Consider the following 14,396-nt stretch of genomic DNA (forward strand, 5'->3'; position numbering starts at 1 on the left):
AGTGAGGTCCGCCCTCGTGAAAGTAGGTCATCGTCAGACTAACCCAACTACACAACGCCCTGATGAAAATTAAATCATCAGGGCGTTCGTGCGTCTACACGGCGCCAACTGCAGCTGACGTCTCGGTAGCGGTGTGACGCGCCCAGAACCATCAGGCACAATCCGGGGCTTGAGAGATTTCGGAGATCACGATGAAGTTCGATCTCATCATCGTCGGTGGTGGCCTTGCGGGTGCTGCGCTTGCCGTCGCGCTTCGGCGAAGCGCGTTGAGAATCGCACTCGTGGAGCATGCAGCCCCGAAGCGCAGTGACGGGTGGGATACGCGGATCTATGCGTACAGTCCTGCAAGTGCGGCTTTTCTGGAATCGCTCGGTGTCTGGGAGCATCTCGATAGAAGTCGTCTTTGTCCCGTGGCCGAGATGCTTATCGAGGGCGACGCAGGTGGGAAGCTGAACTTTTCGGCCTACGAGAGCGGCTTGGCGCAGCTTGCATGGATTGCTGAATCCAGTCTCGTGCATGTGGAACTGTGGGAGAGCGTGAAGCGTCAACACAACGTGACGCTGTTCTGCCCTGGTGCACCTGATGCCATGGAAAGGCACGACGGTGGTGTTTCGCTCGTGCTCCAGGATGGAGGACGCCTGTCTGCAAGGCTGGTGGTAGGGGCGGATGGAAGGGACTCTTGGGTACGCCGGCAGGCAGGTATACGGGCATCTGTCACGCCATATCACGAGAAGGGTGTGGTCGCGAATTTGCATTGTGAGCGCTCGCACCATGGCACCGCATTCCAATGGTTTCGCGAGGACGGCGTGCTGGCGTGGCTACCGCTTGCAGGGGACGCGGTGTCCATCGTCTGGTCTGCACCGGATGAGATCGCCGATGCGCTCCTCGCGCTGGACGACGCTGCGTTCTGCGCGCATGTGGCCGAAGCGGGCGCGCATCGGCTTGGGGCGTTCTCGCTGCTTGCGCCGCGCGCGGCGTTTCCTTTGCGGCTGATGCGGGTGGCCGAAACGGTGCAGACTCGGGTTGCGCTCATCGGTGATGCTGCACACGCGATTCATCCGCTTTCGGGGCATGGCATCAATCTCGGCTTCCAGGATGCAAGGGTGCTTGCCGAAGAGCTGGCGGGGCTCGCCTCCTGGGAGGACCCGGGCGATCTGAGGGTCCTGCGCCGCTATGCGCGTCGTCGGGCGGAGGAGCCCTTCTTGTTGCAGTACGCCACGCACGGCCTGAATCGCCTCTTTGGAACCCGGGATCCCGTCCTTTCTCTACTGCGCAATGCTGGGCTGAACCTCACGACCCGCTTGCCGGTCTTAAAGGACGTGCTTGTCCGTTACGCTGCGAACGGTCGCCTTTGAATGCATTGGAGAATCAGATGAATCGAACAATGGGTACGTTCACACGTACCATGGCCACGCCCCTTGCCTTTGCCTGCACCGTTCTCGTTACGGGCACAGTCCAAGCGAGTGAGGACGATGTCCGGAAGCAGATGGAGGCCTTCATCGGTGCGCCTGCGGTCGAATCAGTGACGAAAACTGGATACGGCGGCCTGTATGAGGTGGTGCTGAAGAACGGGCAGCTGGTGTACACGGATGCCACGAACAGCTTCATCCTTGATGGAAGCATTATTGAAACTTCGTCGCGACAGAACATCACCCAGGCTCGACTCAATGAGCTCTCCGCGATCGACTTCTCTTCGCTCCCGCTCGATCAGGCCGTGAAACTTGTCAGAGGTAAGGGGACGCGGGTCATCGCGACTTTTGAGGACCCGAACTGTGGATACTGCAAGCGTCTGGGTAAGGAGCTTGCCGAGATGGACGATGTGACGGTGTACACCTTTCTCTACCCCATCCTGAGTGAAGACTCGGCGAAGAAATCCGACAACATCTGGTGCGCCAATGATGCCGCACAGGCGTGGACGGATTGGGTGGTCAGCGGCAAGGTGCCGACTGACGCGAAGTGCGATACCAGTGCGATCGCGCGCAATATCGAGCTTGGCCAGAGCTTGCGCGTCACGGGAACGCCGACCATCTTCCTCGCCGATGGCACGCGTATCGGCGGCTACATGCCGCGTGTGCAACTGGAGCAGGCGATCGAGGACGCCGAGCGCTGAGCCGGGAGCTTCCCGGGCGGCGTGTAGCCGCTCGAGAAATCGGTTTCGCATGCAAGCACCAACGGGGGCTGCGTTCAGCGCAGGGCGGGAGGCGTCATGCCGTTGGGCAGGATCGCCCACATCTGCCCTTGCTGGCGCATGCGTCCGGCTTCTCGTCCAGCCTCAGCGCCGAAGCCCCAGAAGAAGTCTGCCCGCACCGTTCCCTTGATCGCGCCGCCGGTGTCCTGGGCAAGCACGAGACGGTTGAGCGGTCGGCTGCTGTTCGGGAAGCTCGTCGAGAGGAACACGGGCGCGCCAAGCGGGACGAAGCGGGGATCGACCGCGATGCTACGCCCTTCCGTTAGCGGGACACCGAGCGCTCCGATGGGGCCCTCATTCGAACTCGGCAGCTCGCGGAAGAAGACGTAGCTCGGGTTTGCGTGCAGCAGTTCCTTGAGCCGTTGCGGGTTGTCCTGCGCCCAACGCTTGATGCCGTCCATGGACGCCCTGTCGAGGGTGAGCTCGCCCTGCGCCACCAGCCAGCGACCGATGGATTGGTAAGGGTGTCCGTTCTGGTCTGCATAGCCAACCCGAACCATGCTGCCATCTGGCAGGCGTACCCGCCCGGAGCCCTGGACCTGAAGGAAGAACAGATCGATCGGGTCATCCGCCCAGAGCAGCACGGGTGCAGGAAGCTGCCCGCCGCGGTCGTCGATCTGCTGGCGGCTCCAGTACGGTACCACCTTGTTACCGACGATGCGCCCCCGCAAGCGTAGATGCTTTAGCTCCGGATGCACGTCGCCGAGTTCCACGGTCAGCATGTCGGCCGGCACGCCGTGAATCGGCCAGCGGCTGCGGGTGTTGCGCTGGCGGCTGCCCTGGATCAGCGGTTCGTAATAGCCCGTCACCAGTCCCTCTGTGCTGCTGTCCGGGTTGACGAGTTGCCAGGGGGTGAAGCGGCTCTCGAAGAACTGCCGTACGATCGCTTCGGTCGGCCTGTCACCGATCCGTTCGGCGGCGTCGCACGTGGCTTGCCAAGCGGGCTGGCGCGCCAAGGTGGAGCACGAAGTGCGCAAGGCTGGCCAAGCCGACGCCGGGTCATCGAGCCGCCACCCCGGTATATCGGCCCAACTGACCGCGCGCAAGGGGCGCGTGGAGGGTGCCGCTGGCGCTGCGGGGCCAGGACCTGCGCATGGGGGGCAGGCTTGGCACGGCGCCGGCGGTGGGCAGGTGCTGCCTGCGGCCGATTCCTGTGGGGCCGGTGCATGGCTACAGGCGCCCAGCAACATCGCGACCAGGGCGGGTGTAACGATTTGACGGGCACGGGTGTTCAGGCGGCGTTGCGCAGCGTCCTTGAGGAGCGCGGGCCTGCGGAGGTGCATGGGTGATATCCTGAGCATTCGCTTGAATTGTTGGCGTGGCTGCGAGTATACCGGGCACGGGCCCGGTGCCGATGGCCCTGCGCACTGACCACCTTCGACACTCCTGATGACGACTGAACTCGCCGATCTGCTCCGCCGCGCCGAGCGTGTGCTCGAGCGCCTGGAAACTCTCTTGCCCGGTCCGGCAAGCGCGCCCGACTGGGACGCGGCCCGCGCTTTTCGCTGGCAGCGCCGCCGTGGGCACGCGATGCTGCACGCGGTGAAATCTCCGCACGGCATCCGGCTTGCGGACATCCAGGACGTAGACGAGCAAAAGGAACGCGTCGACCGTAACACCCGCCAATTCCTTGCCGGGCGGCGGGCGAACAACGTTCTCCTGACGGGCGCCCGTGGCACGGGAAAATCTTCCCTGGTCAAGGCCTTGCTGAACGAATATGCGGAGCGTGGGCTGCGTCTGATCGAGGTTGACAAGGGCGATCTGATGGATCTCCCCGAGATTGTCGAACTCCTCGAGGGGCGCCCTGAGCGCTTCATTCTGTTCTGCGACGATCTCTCATTCGAGGAGGGAGAGGACGCCTACAAGGCGCTCAAAAGCGTGCTCGATGGATCGGTTTCGGCGATGTCCGACAACGTGCTGATCTACGCGACCTCCAACCGGCGCCATCTCATGCCTGAATACCATGATGAGAACCTCCAGGCACGGCACGTGGATGGGGAACTGCACCCAGGCGAGGCGGTGGAGGAGAAGATCTCGCTTTCGGAGCGCTTCGGCCTCTGGGTTTCCTTCTACCCGTTCAGCCAGGATGAATACCTGGACATCGTCGCCCACTGGCTGGGTAGCTTCGGCGTTGCTCCGGCCGAGATCGAAGCCGCACGCCAGGAGGCCCTGCAGTGGGCACTGATGCGCGGATCGCGCTCCGGGCGCGTGGCCTGGCAGTTTGCGCGTGACCACGCCGGGCGCCTCCAAGAGGCAGTGTGATGGTACGCAAACGGGTCGATGTCGCCGCTGGCGTTCTGTTGCGTCCGGACGGGCGCTATCTGCTTGGCCAGCGCGGAGCGGACACCGTGTATGCCGGCTATTGGGAATTCCCGGGTGGAAAGGTCGAAGCCGGCGAGAGCGTCGCGGAGGCTTTGTGCAGGGAACTGCAGGAGGAACTTGGCATTCGCGTGACGAAGCTGCGGCCATGGCTACGGCGCGAGCACCTATACGAACATGCCCATGTACGTCTGCATTTTTTCGAGGTCGCTGCATGGGAGGGCGAACTCGTGGAGCATGTTCACGCCGCGCTTGCCTGGGTCTTGCCCGAGGAAGCCGCGTGCGAGCCCATGCTTCCAGCGAACGGTCCGATCCTGAAGGCGTTACGTCTGCCGCGCACGATGGGCATCACCCACGCTGCTGAGATCGGTGCTGATGCGCAGCTCGATGCGCTGGAACGTGCGCTTGCAGGGGGGCTGCGCTTGGTGCAAGTGCGCGAAGGCGGCTTGTCTGGCGCAGTGCGTGCGCGTTTTGCGCGTGCAGCGCTTGCACGCGTGCGCAAGCATGGGGGGGTGCTGCTGCTCAATGCCGACGCGTGCCTGGCGCGCGAAATCGGTGCTGACGGGCTGCATTTGCCGGCTGCGGATCTTCTTCAGGCTGAGGCCCGGCCGGACTTCGAGTGGGTAGGCGCCTCCTGCCATACGCGTGCGGAGCTCGAGCATGCGGCGGCGCTTGGGCTCGACTACGCGCTGCTGGGGCCGGTGCTCCCCACACGTAGTCACCCGGGGCGTGCCGGACTGGGTTGGCCTGCCTTTGCCGAGCAGGTGGCGGGTTTGCCGATACCGGTATTCGCGCTGGGTGGCCTGCGGCCCGATGACATGGAGACGGCCCGCGATGCTGGCGCCCACGGCATCGCCGCGATCCGCGGGCTGTGGCATGGGGGGCAGTCGGATGCCGTGGTTCCGGTGAAAGCGGTGGGCTAGGCGGGCTGTGCTTTCAGCGCTTGCGTCCCTCCCCGAGGCCCGGAGGCTGGAAGTCGATGTCGTCCAGCGGGGCGTCGGGCGGAGAGGTGGGTACGCGATAGGCTTCGGACGCCCAGGCGCCGAGATCGATCTGGCGACAGCGTGCGGAACAGAAGGGGCGATGCCGGCTCTCCGGCGTCCAAGGTACCGCCTTCCCGCAGGTCGGACAGTTGACGGTGCGGACGCGCTCGGTCATTGCGTGTTCACAGCGAGCAAAAGGTCAGCTCGAAGGCCACGTCGCGCTCGGCCAAGCGGGGGCGAGCGACCGTTTCCGGGAGCATGAAGCGTACGTTCAGCGCATACTTGTTGGCGCTGATTTCGGGGACGACCGTTTCTGCCCGGGCGAGCCGAACACGTACCATCTGCGCCGTGCGCCCCGCCATGGTGAGCTGGAACGCTCCGCCGCGGGCGAGTTGCGGCTCGGGACGACCGCTGCTGCGTAGCAGCCGCAGTACGATTTCGATGCCGTCACGAATCGGCGACATTGGATGAATCCACACCTCCATGTCGCGGCGGCGGACCTCCGGATCTCGATTGAGCCAGAAGTGGTAGGAGGGCAGGTCGAACTGGCAGACACCGCCGGGAATAGCGGCCCGGCTGCGGATGCTCATCAACCATTCGTTCTCACGCAGGTACTGGCCGATCTTTCCGGCCATTGCGAGCAGGCTGCTTGATGCCTGCTCGATCTCGTAGAGCGCGCCGGAGAGCGCTTCCTCGGAGATCTCGGGGTTGTTGCGGAAGGACATCAGGATCTGGCGCTGACGCTCGAGTTCCTGGACCAGGTCGACCTTGAGGTCCGCCCGGCCCGCCACTTCCAGTGTCTCGAAGATCGTGAGCAGTGCGACGTGGTGATCCTGCGGGGTGTCGCCGGCCGTGAAGTGTGCGATCTTCACGAACAGATCCTCCAGACGCAACAGCGTGCGGATGCGCTCGTTGAGAGGATATTCGTAGCTGATCACCGCAATCTTTCCGCCTGTCTTGCGCCCTTTTCAATCGCGACGATGATAGCACAGGCCCTGTATCACGCAGCCGGGGGCGGTCGCGGCCGCCGGCGTTCAGCGGGCTGCCGCGGCCGCCAGATAAAGGGCATGCAGGCGCTCGACCTGTGCCTGCAAGACCTCCAGCGAGGTGGAGTTGTCGATGACATCGTTTGCGGCGGCGAGGCGCTCGGCCCGACTGGCCTGGGCGGACAGGATGGCGTCGATTTGCGCGTCGGGGAGTCCGCTACGGCGCTTCACGCGCGCACGCTGGAGGGCTTCCGGGCAGTCAACGACGCAGATGCGGTCGCACCGCTCGCGGTAGGTCTTCGACTCGATCAGCAGAGGAACGGCAAGAATCACGTAAGGCCCGGGGGCCTCCAGGCAGCGCTTTGTGCTCTGTTCTCCGATCATCGGATGCAGGATGGATTCGAGGCGGCGGCGAGCTTCCGGTTGCGTGAAGACCAGTGCACGCATCGCTGCGCGGTCGAGGCTTCCGTCTGCGGCGATGAGTGCATCGCCGAAGCACTGGCGTATGGATTCGATTGCGCCGCCGTCCGGTGCGGTGAGTGCGTGCGCGATGAGGTCGGTATCGACCACCGTGGCGCCAAGCTTGGCGAAATGATCGCTCGCAGCGCTCTTTCCGCTGCCGATGCCGCCGGTAAGGCCGACGATGTAGGGGGGGGTGGGATGCATGCGTTGGACGTCAGCGTGGGGAGCAGGGCTGGCGTTTTGCGGTCAGGCCACGCGCGGCGGACTCGACGACACGCAATTGGTCTTCCAGGACCCTCGCCTCGATACGATGATTTGTTCGCATGCGGGCTTCGATGCCAGCCCCCTGAACGCCGCGCGCACGCAACTGGTCGAGCAGGACGCGTGCACGGGCCTCCGTCTTGAACAGGCCCAGCGAGATTGCGTATTGGGCGGGGCCGGCTTCCTGCACGATGAAGGTATCGGTCACGCCCTGCAGATTAAGCTCCACCTCCCGTCGTTCGGCTGCGCTGCGGCTGCCCTGGGGCGGAATACGTACCCACCACGACTCGGGTGCATCGCTGCGCGTGCGTGTTGCAGTGAGGCCGATGCGGCGCAGGCGTTGGGCGAGCAACTCGGCCTCCTCGCCGGATAGGCCGACCCAGGCCTGGCATGTGGCCTGCGCGGGCATGGCGGGTGGGCTTCCGAGCGAGGGCGCGGCAGTCGTGATGTCCCCTTCCGCCAGATCGCTTTCGGGGTCCTCGGCATCTGTCCCTGCGGTCTGTTCCGACGCCTGCGTGCCATTCGTCGCCGACATGCCGACGGTAGCCTGTGTTTCGTCGACCGCCGACGGCGCGGAGGTCGTGCTGGGCGCCGCATCGTTCTCGCCCTCTGGGCCCGTTTCTGGCGCGACGGGTGGCATCTCGGGCTCGGCGATGGTGGCTGTGGTTCCGTCCTCGGATGCATCTGCGCCGGGCAGGGCGGGGATTGCGCTCACCAGTGCGGCTTGGGGCCCGCTGTCGCCGCTCAGGCGGATGCGCTCCGGGTGCAACTGCCCGGAGATGCGATGGGGTTCGCCGAGTTGCCCAGCCTCGCCCAGCCAGCCACGCACGATGGCGTAGGCCAGCAGGTTGAGCATCAGCAGCAGGATGATCAGGAAGCGCAGGGTCATGCCGATAGCTTAGACGAGCGTCGGCCCGGGGGGAACCCGGGCGGCGCAGTCGACCCGTGCTCAGCCGAGCTTGGGGAGGTGTGCGAGCGAGCGCGCCACCGCATCGGCCGGGTAGTCGTAGTCTTCGAGCTGGCCGGTGAAGTAACGCTCGTAGGAGCTCATGTCGAAGTGACCGTGGCCGGTCAGGTTGAACAGGATGGTCTTGCATTCGCCGGTGGCCTTGCAGGCGAGCGCCTCGTCGATGGCGGCGCGGATCGCGTGGCAGGACTCCGGCGCCGGGATGATGCCCTCGGCGCGGGCGAACTGCACGCCGGCCTCGAAGGTCGCCAGTTGCGACACCGCGCTCGCCTCGATCAGGCCGGCATGGAGCAGGTTGGACACGAGCGGTGAGTCGCCGTGGTAGCGCAGGCCGCCGGCATGGATGCCGGGCGGCATGAAGTCGTGTCCGAGGGTGTACATCTTCATAAGTGGCGTGAAGCCCGAGGCGTCGCCATAGTCATAGGCGTAGGTGCCCTTGGTCAGGGTGGGGCAGGACGAGGGTTCGACCGCGACGCAGCGCAGTGCTTCGGCGCGCTTGTCCCCCGCGGCCTTATCGGCTAGGAAGGGGAAGGCGATGCCGGCAAAGCTCGAACCACCGCCGCAGGGGCCGATCACCACGTCGGGGTAGAGGCCGACCTTGTCGAGCTGCTTCTTCGCCTCCAGGCCGATGATGCTCTGGTGCAGCACGACGTGGTTGAGCACGGAGCCCAGGGTGTAGTTGGTGTCGGCGCGGCCGGCGGCCTCTTCCACCGCTTCGGAGATCGCGATGCCGAGCGAGCCGGGGTTGTCCGGGTTCTCGGCGAGCAGGCGGCGGCCGGTCTCGGTGTGCGGTGAGGGGCTGGCGAAGACCTCGCCACCCCAGGTCTGCATCATCAGCCGGCGGTAGGGCTTCTGGTCGTAGCTGACCTTGACCATGTAGATGCGCACCTCCAGCCCGAACATCTGCCCGGCGAAGGCGATCGACGAGCCCCACTGGCCGGCTCCGGTCTCTGTGGTCAGGCGGGTGATGCCGGCCTGCTTGTTGTAGAAGGCCTGCGGCACCGCGGAGTTGGGTTTGTGCGAGCCTGCGGGCGAAACGCCCTCGTACTTGAAGAAGATCTTCGCGGGCGTGCCCAGAGCCTGCTCCAGGCGCACCGCGCGCACCAGGGGGCTGGGGCGCCAGAGGCGGTAGATCTCACGCACCTGCTCGGGAATCGCGATCCAGCGCTCGGTGCTCATCTCCTGCTCGAGGATCGCGGGCGGGAAGATGGCGCCCATCTGCTCGGCGGTGGCGGGCTTCCCGTCTGGCCCCAATGGCGGCGCGAGCGGCGTGGGCAGGTCTGCAGCGATGTTGTACCAGTGGGTGGGGATGTCGGCGGCGTCGAGCAGGATGCGGGTGGCTTCCATCGTGGTTCTCCCTTGTGTGCGTTTCAGTTCGTTATGGGTGAGGTTTCCCGTGATGCGTCGGTTGCGGCAACGCCCAGTCCGGCGAGGACCAGGTTGTCGATGCGGCGCAGCGGAATTTCGATCAGGTGGGCAAAGCTGTCTGCTGCTCCACCGCCGAGCAGGCAGATCGCACCCGGTTCTGCCTCGATCTGGCGGAACATACGGCATATGGCGCCGGCCTGGGCCTGAATGCAACCGGAATGGATTGCGTCGACCGTGCGGCGGGGCTGCGGGGTGAAGCGGCCGTCTGCGAGCGGCAGTTGTGCGGTGCCACGCGCCAGGGACTGCTGCATCAGCGTCACGCCGGGCAGGATCAGACCGCCCAGGAAGACGCCGTCGGCGGTGAGCAGATCCACCGTGGTGGCGGTGCCGGCCATGACGACCAGGCAGGGGCCGCCCTGAAGGTAGCGGGCGCCGATGAGTGCAGCCCAGCGGTCGGCGCCGAGTTGGGCGGGTTCGTCGTAAAGATTGGTCAGGCCCGCGCAGTGATGGCTCGATAGCAGCCAGTCCACAGCGAGCCCCCCGCAGGCGTCAGCGATCTGTGTGGCGACTGCCGCCCCCGCGACGTTGCAGCCGAAGACGCGTGCAAGGTCGGGGTTCGCAGCGCGGATCTGGCCGAGCGCCTGCACCTCGCCATGCCCGATCGCCCCTTCCATGAGCGCTTCGAGCGGCTGCACGGCGCGCACCACGCGCCATTTGATGCGCGTATTTCCGGCGTCGACGAGCAGGAGCTTCATGCACCAGCTCCATCGCCGGGCCGCAGGGAAACATCGCCCGCAAGCACGCGCTGCAGCCCTGCCTCGGTGCGCAGCAACAGCGCCCCGTCCTCATCCACGCCCGCGCAGATCCCGTAGAGGGCGCTGTCTTCACCGCGGATGCAGACAGGCAGGTCGGTGAAGGCATGGCGCTGTTGCCAGGCGCCGCGCAGCGCCGGAAAGCCTGCGCTGGCATAGATCCTGAACAGCCCGTGGAGCTCGGTCAGGATTGCGGCCAGAACGATCGTCGCCGCGGGCAGCTCATGCTCGAGGGTGCGTGAGAGATCGGTTACGCCGCTTTGCCCCGGGACCGAGATGCCGGTGGGTAGGTGCAGGTTGAGCCCGATGCCGATCACCGCTGCCGGTGGGCGACCGCGCGCGGGCAGCAGTTCGACGAGAATGCCTGCGAGCTTCTCGCCGTGTACGAGCACGTCGTTGGGCCATTTGAGCTGGATGCCCTGGGCACCGAGCCCCTCGAGCGCGCGCGCCAGTGCGAGGCCCGCCACCAAAGAAAGTCCGGCGGGGGCCGGTGCGCCGGGCATGAAGCGCCATAGCACCGAAAACGTCAGACTGGAACCTGGCCATGACAGCCACGCCCGCCCGCGCCGACCTCGACCCGCGGTCTGCCGGTTCGCGACGAGCACATGCACCCGGCCATCGTCGGCGGGCGGGGCCGCGGTGAGCGTGCCATTGGTGGAAGCGCACTCGTCCACCCAAATGATGGAGAAGTCGCCTGCGAGCATGCCCAGCCTCGCCTGCACCGCGGCGACCGCATCGGCTCCGACCGCGGGCTGGGGGTGTGCACATGGGGGGGAAGCTGCTGGCGGTGGAACTTGAGGTGGCACGGGCTCGTCGAATGCGGGAGGAAAAGACGCATTATCCGCGATCAGGGCCGCGCGGACGAGCAGGGCGCAGCCCCACGTGGGGCTCAGCTCTCGGTGTGGTTGCCGGGCGCGTCTTCGTCCATGCCAAGCTCGTGGATCTTGCGGCTGATGGTGTTGCGACCGATGCCGAGCAGTTGTGCCGCCTCGATGCGCCTTCCGCCTGTGGCTGCAAGCGCGCGCCGGATCAGGGCTCGCTCAAAGTCACGCGTGAGGCGGTCGAATACTTCGCCGGGGTGGGTCGCGATCAGGCGGTCGGCCTCGGAGGACAGCCCTTCGATCCAGCTCGTGGGCGCTTCGCGTCCAGGCTGGTCGCGCATCTCGGGCGGCAGATCGGCGACCTCGACGATCTGGGCTGGCGCCATCACCGTCAGCCAGTGGCACAGGTTTTCCAGCTGGCGTACGTTGCCCGGGAAGGGTTGGCCCTGAAGGTAATCGAGCGCGGCGTCGGAGATACGCTTGCGTTCCACGCCGAGATCTTGCGCACTCTTCTGCAGGAAGTGGCGTACCAGTAGCGGGATGTCCTCGCGCCGTTCGCGGAGCGGCGGCAGGCGCAGGCGGATGACGTTGAGGCGGTGGAAAAGATCCTCGCGGAACAGGCCTTGGCGCACGCGTTCTTCCAGGTCCTGATGGGTGGCGGCAATCACGCGAACGTTTGCGCGGATTGGCTGCTGGCCGCCGACGCGGTAGAAGTGGCCGTCGGAGAGCACGCGCAGCAGCCGTGTCTGCAGCTCGGCCGGCATATCGCCGATCTCATCCAGGAACAGGGTTCCGCCATCGGCTTGCTCGAAGCGTCCGCGGCGCTGGGTCGCGGCCCCGGTGAAGGCGCCACGCTCATGGCCGAAAAGCTCGGATTCAAGCAGGTCGCGCGGGATGGCCGCGGTGTTGATGGCGATGAAGGGGGCGTCACGGCGCGGGCTGTGGCGGTGCAGTGCGCGGGCCACGAGCTCCTTTCCCGACCCGGACTCACCGTTGATCAGCACTGTGGCGTGGGAGTGGGCGAGGCGGCCGATCGCGCGGAACACCTCCTGCATCGCCGGCGCCTGGCCGAGGATTTCGGGCGCGAGGGAGGTTTCCTCGCTCGCACCATGCTGGTGCGCAGTCTGCTCGAGCGCACGGCGCACCAGTGCTACCGCCTGGTCTACGTCGAAGGGCTTGGGCAGGTACTCGAAGGCGCCGCCCTGGAAGGCCGCCACCGCGCTGTCCAGGTCCGAATAGGCCGTCATGATGATGACCGGCAGGTGAGGGTGGTGCTCCTTGACCTTGCGCAGCAGGTCCAGCCCTGTTTCGCCCGGCATGCGGATGTCGGACAGCAGTGCGGCTGGGGCTTGCGGGGTACGCTCGAGTTCTGCGAGTGCGTCGCCTGCGGAGCTGAAACTGGCGTGGTCGATGCCCTCCCTGCCGAGTGCCTTTTCCAGCACCCAGCGGATGGAGCGGTCGTCGTCGATGATCCAGACGGTGTTCATGGTCTATGCACCTTTTTGGTGCGTGCCGGCGCTTCGGTCTCCCGCGGGGGCGGGGCACGAAGGCGCTCAGGCGCGCTCGGTAATCGGCAGCAGGATCGTGAAGCAGGTGCGCCCGGGGCGGCTGTCGACCTCGATCATGCCCTGATGTTGCTCGATGAAACTTTGCGCGAGCGACAGCCCTAGCCCGCTACCGCCCTCGCGCCCGGAGACCAGCGGATAGAAGATCCGGTCGCGGATCTCCGCGGGGATGCCGGGGCCGTTGTCGATCACTTGCAATTCCAGTGCCAGCCGGTACCGGCGCTTGGCGAGTGTCACCTGGCGTGCAACCCGGGTGCGCAACCTGATCTCGCCACTGCCACCGAGCGCCTGGGCTGCGTTGCGCACGATGTTCAGCACGGCCTGGATGAGCTGTTCGCGGTCGGCGGTGAGCTCGGGCAGGCTGAGGTCGTAGTCGCGGCGGATGTCGAGGGCGGGAAACTCCGCGAGGATCAACCTGCGCACCCGCTCGAGCACGTCATGAATGTTGAGCGCCGCCGGCCGCATCATGCAGTGTGAGCTCAGCAGCCGGTTCATCAGGTCCTGCAGGCGGTCCGCTTCGGCGATGATGACGTCGGTGAACTCGCGCAGCTGCGGGTCGTCAAGCTCGTGCTGCAGCAACTGTGCCGAGCCGCGGATGCCGCCCAGCGGGTTCTTGATCTCGTGCGCGAGGTTGCGGATCAGCTCTCGGTTGGCCTGCTGCTGCTGGAGCAGCTGTTCTTCCCGTGCGACCCTCAGCTGTGCGTCGATGGGGCGGAACTCCAGCAGCAAACGTGCGCCCGCCGCCTCGATGGGTGTGACCGTGCAGTCCAGGCGGATCGGGCTGGCTTCCCTGCAGGTTACCGTGAGGTCCTGCCCGGTGTAGCTCCAGTTCGTGCGCAGTGCGTTCTCGAGTGCCGCGCTCAGCCCTGCGGGCTTCCCGAGCAGACGCTCGAGAGGCTGGCCGAGCAGCTTGCGCTGGCTGATGGCGAAGAGATTTTCTGCGCCCGGATTGATATAGCGGATCGCCAACTGCCCATCCACCAGGATGACGGCAGAGGACAGCAACTCGAGTCCGGCAAATGGGGCTGCGGCGGTGTGGCTGGGAGGGGTTGGCATGGGCGCGTCCGAGGGATTCTTTCAATCAGAAGCAAGATACGCGCCAGATGTGGATCATCGCAGACCCGAGATCTCCCGGCGCAGGGCCTCGATGTTGCGTTTGTGGAGCTCGACCTTGTCCTTGAAGGGCTGCAGGCGATCGAGCACCTTTTGGTAGTTGCGCTCGTCGCCCGTTCGGATTGACTCCTGTTCGGCGAGCGCCTGCTCGGCTTCGGCGAGGGACTTTTCCTCGTGCTCGAGCTCGCCCTCGAGAACCTTGCGGCGTGCGTCGTCACGGTTGCGCTGATCGTCGGGGCTTACGCGCGGAAAACTTCCGGGTGTCGCCGCCGCAGGCGTGCCCTTTGGCGTGCTCGCTGCCGGGCTGCGCGGGGGCGCGGGGATGGTCGACACCGCCTGGTCTGACTCGAGGCGTACACAGCCGCGTCCGAGCGAGCGGTCGTTGGTGTAGGTCACTCGTCCGTCGGGGTCGGTGCACTTGTAGATGTCGGCCCATGCAGACGGGGCGAGGCCGGCAAGCAGGATCAGGGGAAGGAGTTTCGATGGATGCATGCACGTGTCCTGGGGGCCGCTTCCGTGGCGAATGCACGATCGTGCTCCCTTGTCCTTGC

General features: G+C 65.8%; 15 protein-coding genes. 4 read left to right on the top strand and 11 right to left on the bottom strand.

Going from position 1 to position 14,396, the window contains the following annotated elements:
• The first annotated feature begins 191 nt into the window (after positions 1 to 191).
• Together ACPT9U_RS13435 and ACPT9U_RS13440 are read left to right on the top strand one after the other, a co-directional pair.
• Positions 192 to 1,355, top strand: a complete 1,164-nt coding sequence (locus ACPT9U_RS13435) for a UbiH/UbiF family hydroxylase (protein ID WP_435751311.1) — start codon at positions 192 to 194, stop codon at positions 1,353 to 1,355.
• A 50-nt stretch (positions 1,356 to 1,405) separates the two neighbouring features.
• Complete coding sequence (locus ACPT9U_RS13440) at positions 1,406 to 2,110, top strand: DsbC family protein (protein WP_435751335.1); 705 nt, start codon at positions 1,406 to 1,408, stop codon at positions 2,108 to 2,110.
• A 74-nt stretch (positions 2,111 to 2,184) separates the two neighbouring features.
• Here the strand turns inward: ACPT9U_RS13440 and mltA are convergent, their stop codons facing one another.
• Positions 2,185 to 3,210 carry a murein transglycosylase A gene (gene mltA, locus ACPT9U_RS13445; protein ID WP_435751336.1) on the bottom strand — a complete coding sequence of 342 codons (1,026 nt, stop codon included), beginning with the start codon at positions 3,208 to 3,210 and terminating at the stop codon, positions 2,185 to 2,187.
• A gap of 367 nt (positions 3,211 to 3,577) precedes the next feature.
• On the opposite strand from mltA, the gene ACPT9U_RS13450 reads away from it, so the two are divergent.
• Together ACPT9U_RS13450 and ACPT9U_RS13455 are read left to right on the top strand one after the other, a co-directional pair.
• Complete coding sequence (locus ACPT9U_RS13450; protein ID WP_435751312.1) at positions 3,578 to 4,450, top strand: ATP-binding protein; 873 nt, start codon at positions 3,578 to 3,580, stop codon at positions 4,448 to 4,450.
• A complete protein-coding gene (locus tag ACPT9U_RS13455; RefSeq protein WP_435751313.1) occupies positions 4,450 to 5,430 on the top strand; it encodes a Nudix family hydrolase in 981 nt (326 codons plus the stop codon). Before ACPT9U_RS13450 ends, ACPT9U_RS13455 begins: the two co-directional genes overlap by 1 nt.
• Positions 5,431 to 5,443: 13 nt before the next feature.
• Here the strand turns inward: ACPT9U_RS13455 and ACPT9U_RS13460 are convergent, their stop codons facing one another.
• From ACPT9U_RS13460 to ACPT9U_RS13505, 10 genes are all read right to left on the bottom strand, one after another.
• The gene (locus ACPT9U_RS13460) at positions 5,444 to 5,665 is read right to left on the bottom strand and encodes a DNA gyrase inhibitor YacG (RefSeq protein WP_418365454.1); all 222 of its coding nucleotides are present in this window, start codon (positions 5,663 to 5,665) and stop codon (positions 5,444 to 5,446) included.
• A 7-nt stretch (positions 5,666 to 5,672) separates the two neighbouring features.
• Positions 5,673 to 6,428 carry a cell division protein ZapD gene (gene zapD, locus ACPT9U_RS13465; RefSeq protein ID WP_418365453.1) on the bottom strand — a complete coding sequence of 252 codons (756 nt, stop codon included), beginning with the start codon at positions 6,426 to 6,428 and terminating at the stop codon, positions 5,673 to 5,675.
• Between the two features lie 96 nt (positions 6,429 to 6,524).
• The gene (gene coaE, locus ACPT9U_RS13470; RefSeq protein ID WP_435751314.1) at positions 6,525 to 7,142 is read right to left on the bottom strand and encodes a dephospho-CoA kinase; all 618 of its coding nucleotides are present in this window, start codon (positions 7,140 to 7,142) and stop codon (positions 6,525 to 6,527) included.
• Positions 7,143 to 7,152: 10 nt separating this feature from the next.
• Positions 7,153 to 8,088 carry an SPOR domain-containing protein gene (locus tag ACPT9U_RS13475; protein WP_418365451.1) on the bottom strand — a complete coding sequence of 312 codons (936 nt, stop codon included), beginning with the start codon at positions 8,086 to 8,088 and terminating at the stop codon, positions 7,153 to 7,155.
• Between the two features lie 60 nt (positions 8,089 to 8,148).
• Positions 8,149 to 9,513, bottom strand: coding sequence for a TrpB-like pyridoxal phosphate-dependent enzyme (locus ACPT9U_RS13480; protein ID WP_418365450.1), 1,365 nt, complete (start codon positions 9,511 to 9,513; stop codon positions 8,149 to 8,151).
• A 23-nt stretch (positions 9,514 to 9,536) separates the two neighbouring features.
• Positions 9,537 to 10,289 (bottom strand): type III pantothenate kinase, encoded by a 753-nt coding sequence (locus ACPT9U_RS13485; RefSeq protein WP_418365449.1) that lies wholly within the window; start codon positions 10,287 to 10,289, stop codon positions 9,537 to 9,539.
• Entirely contained in the window at positions 10,286 to 11,050 is a 765-nt protein-coding gene (locus ACPT9U_RS13490; protein WP_418365448.1) for a biotin--[acetyl-CoA-carboxylase] ligase, read from the bottom strand. The genes ACPT9U_RS13485 and ACPT9U_RS13490 overlap by 4 nt, the downstream gene beginning before the upstream one ends.
• A 185-nt stretch (positions 11,051 to 11,235) precedes the next feature.
• Positions 11,236 to 12,654 carry a nitrogen regulation protein NR(I) gene (gene ntrC / locus ACPT9U_RS13495; protein WP_418365447.1) on the bottom strand — a complete coding sequence of 473 codons (1,419 nt, stop codon included), beginning with the start codon at positions 12,652 to 12,654 and terminating at the stop codon, positions 11,236 to 11,238.
• Positions 12,655 to 12,720: 66 nt separating this feature from the next.
• Positions 12,721 to 13,788, bottom strand: coding sequence for a nitrogen regulation protein NR(II) (gene glnL / locus ACPT9U_RS13500; protein ID WP_418365446.1), 1,068 nt, complete (start codon positions 13,786 to 13,788; stop codon positions 12,721 to 12,723).
• 54 nt (positions 13,789 to 13,842) lie between these two features.
• On the bottom strand, positions 13,843 to 14,337 hold the full coding sequence (locus ACPT9U_RS13505; protein ID WP_435751315.1) for a DUF4124 domain-containing protein: 495 nt from the start codon (positions 14,335 to 14,337) through the stop codon (positions 13,843 to 13,845).
• Positions 14,338 to 14,396: the final 59 nt, after the last annotated feature.

The organism is Thauera sp. AutoDN2 (assembly GCF_051280715.1).
GTDB lineage: Bacteria > Pseudomonadota > Gammaproteobacteria > Burkholderiales > Rhodocyclaceae > Thauera.

What these genes read in the sequence shown, in the direction of transcription:
- ACPT9U_RS13475 (WP_418365451.1), bottom strand. Translation starts at nt 8,088, where the DNA reads ATGACCCTGCGCTTCCTGATCATCCTGCTGCTGATGCTCAACCTGCTG.
- ACPT9U_RS13505 (WP_435751315.1), bottom strand. Translation starts at nt 14,337, where the DNA reads ATGCATCCATCGAAACTCCTTCCCCTGATCCTGCTTGCCGGCCTCGCC.
- ntrC (WP_418365447.1), bottom strand. Translation starts at nt 12,654, where the DNA reads ATGAACACCGTCTGGATCATCGACGACGACCGCTCCATCCGCTGGGTG.
- ACPT9U_RS13450 (WP_435751312.1), top strand. Translation starts at nt 3,578, where the DNA reads ATGACGACTGAACTCGCCGATCTGCTCCGCCGCGCCGAGCGTGTGCTC.
- ACPT9U_RS13490 (WP_418365448.1), bottom strand. Translation starts at nt 11,050, where the DNA reads ATGCTCGCAGGCGACTTCTCCATCATTTGGGTGGACGAGTGCGCTTCC.
- ACPT9U_RS13440 (WP_435751335.1), top strand. Translation starts at nt 1,406, where the DNA reads ATGGCCACGCCCCTTGCCTTTGCCTGCACCGTTCTCGTTACGGGCACA.
- ACPT9U_RS13485 (WP_418365449.1), bottom strand. Translation starts at nt 10,289, where the DNA reads ATGAAGCTCCTGCTCGTCGACGCCGGAAATACGCGCATCAAATGGCGC.
- ACPT9U_RS13480 (WP_418365450.1), bottom strand. Translation starts at nt 9,513, where the DNA reads ATGGAAGCCACCCGCATCCTGCTCGACGCCGCCGACATCCCCACCCAC.
- ACPT9U_RS13455 (WP_435751313.1), top strand. Translation starts at nt 4,450, where the DNA reads ATGGTACGCAAACGGGTCGATGTCGCCGCTGGCGTTCTGTTGCGTCCG.
- glnL (WP_418365446.1), bottom strand. Translation starts at nt 13,788, where the DNA reads ATGCCAACCCCTCCCAGCCACACCGCCGCAGCCCCATTTGCCGGACTC.
- ACPT9U_RS13460 (WP_418365454.1), bottom strand. Translation starts at nt 5,665, where the DNA reads ATGACCGAGCGCGTCCGCACCGTCAACTGTCCGACCTGCGGGAAGGCG.
- ACPT9U_RS13435 (WP_435751311.1), top strand. Translation starts at nt 192, where the DNA reads ATGAAGTTCGATCTCATCATCGTCGGTGGTGGCCTTGCGGGTGCTGCG.
- coaE (WP_435751314.1), bottom strand. Translation starts at nt 7,142, where the DNA reads ATGCATCCCACCCCCCCCTACATCGTCGGCCTTACCGGCGGCATCGGC.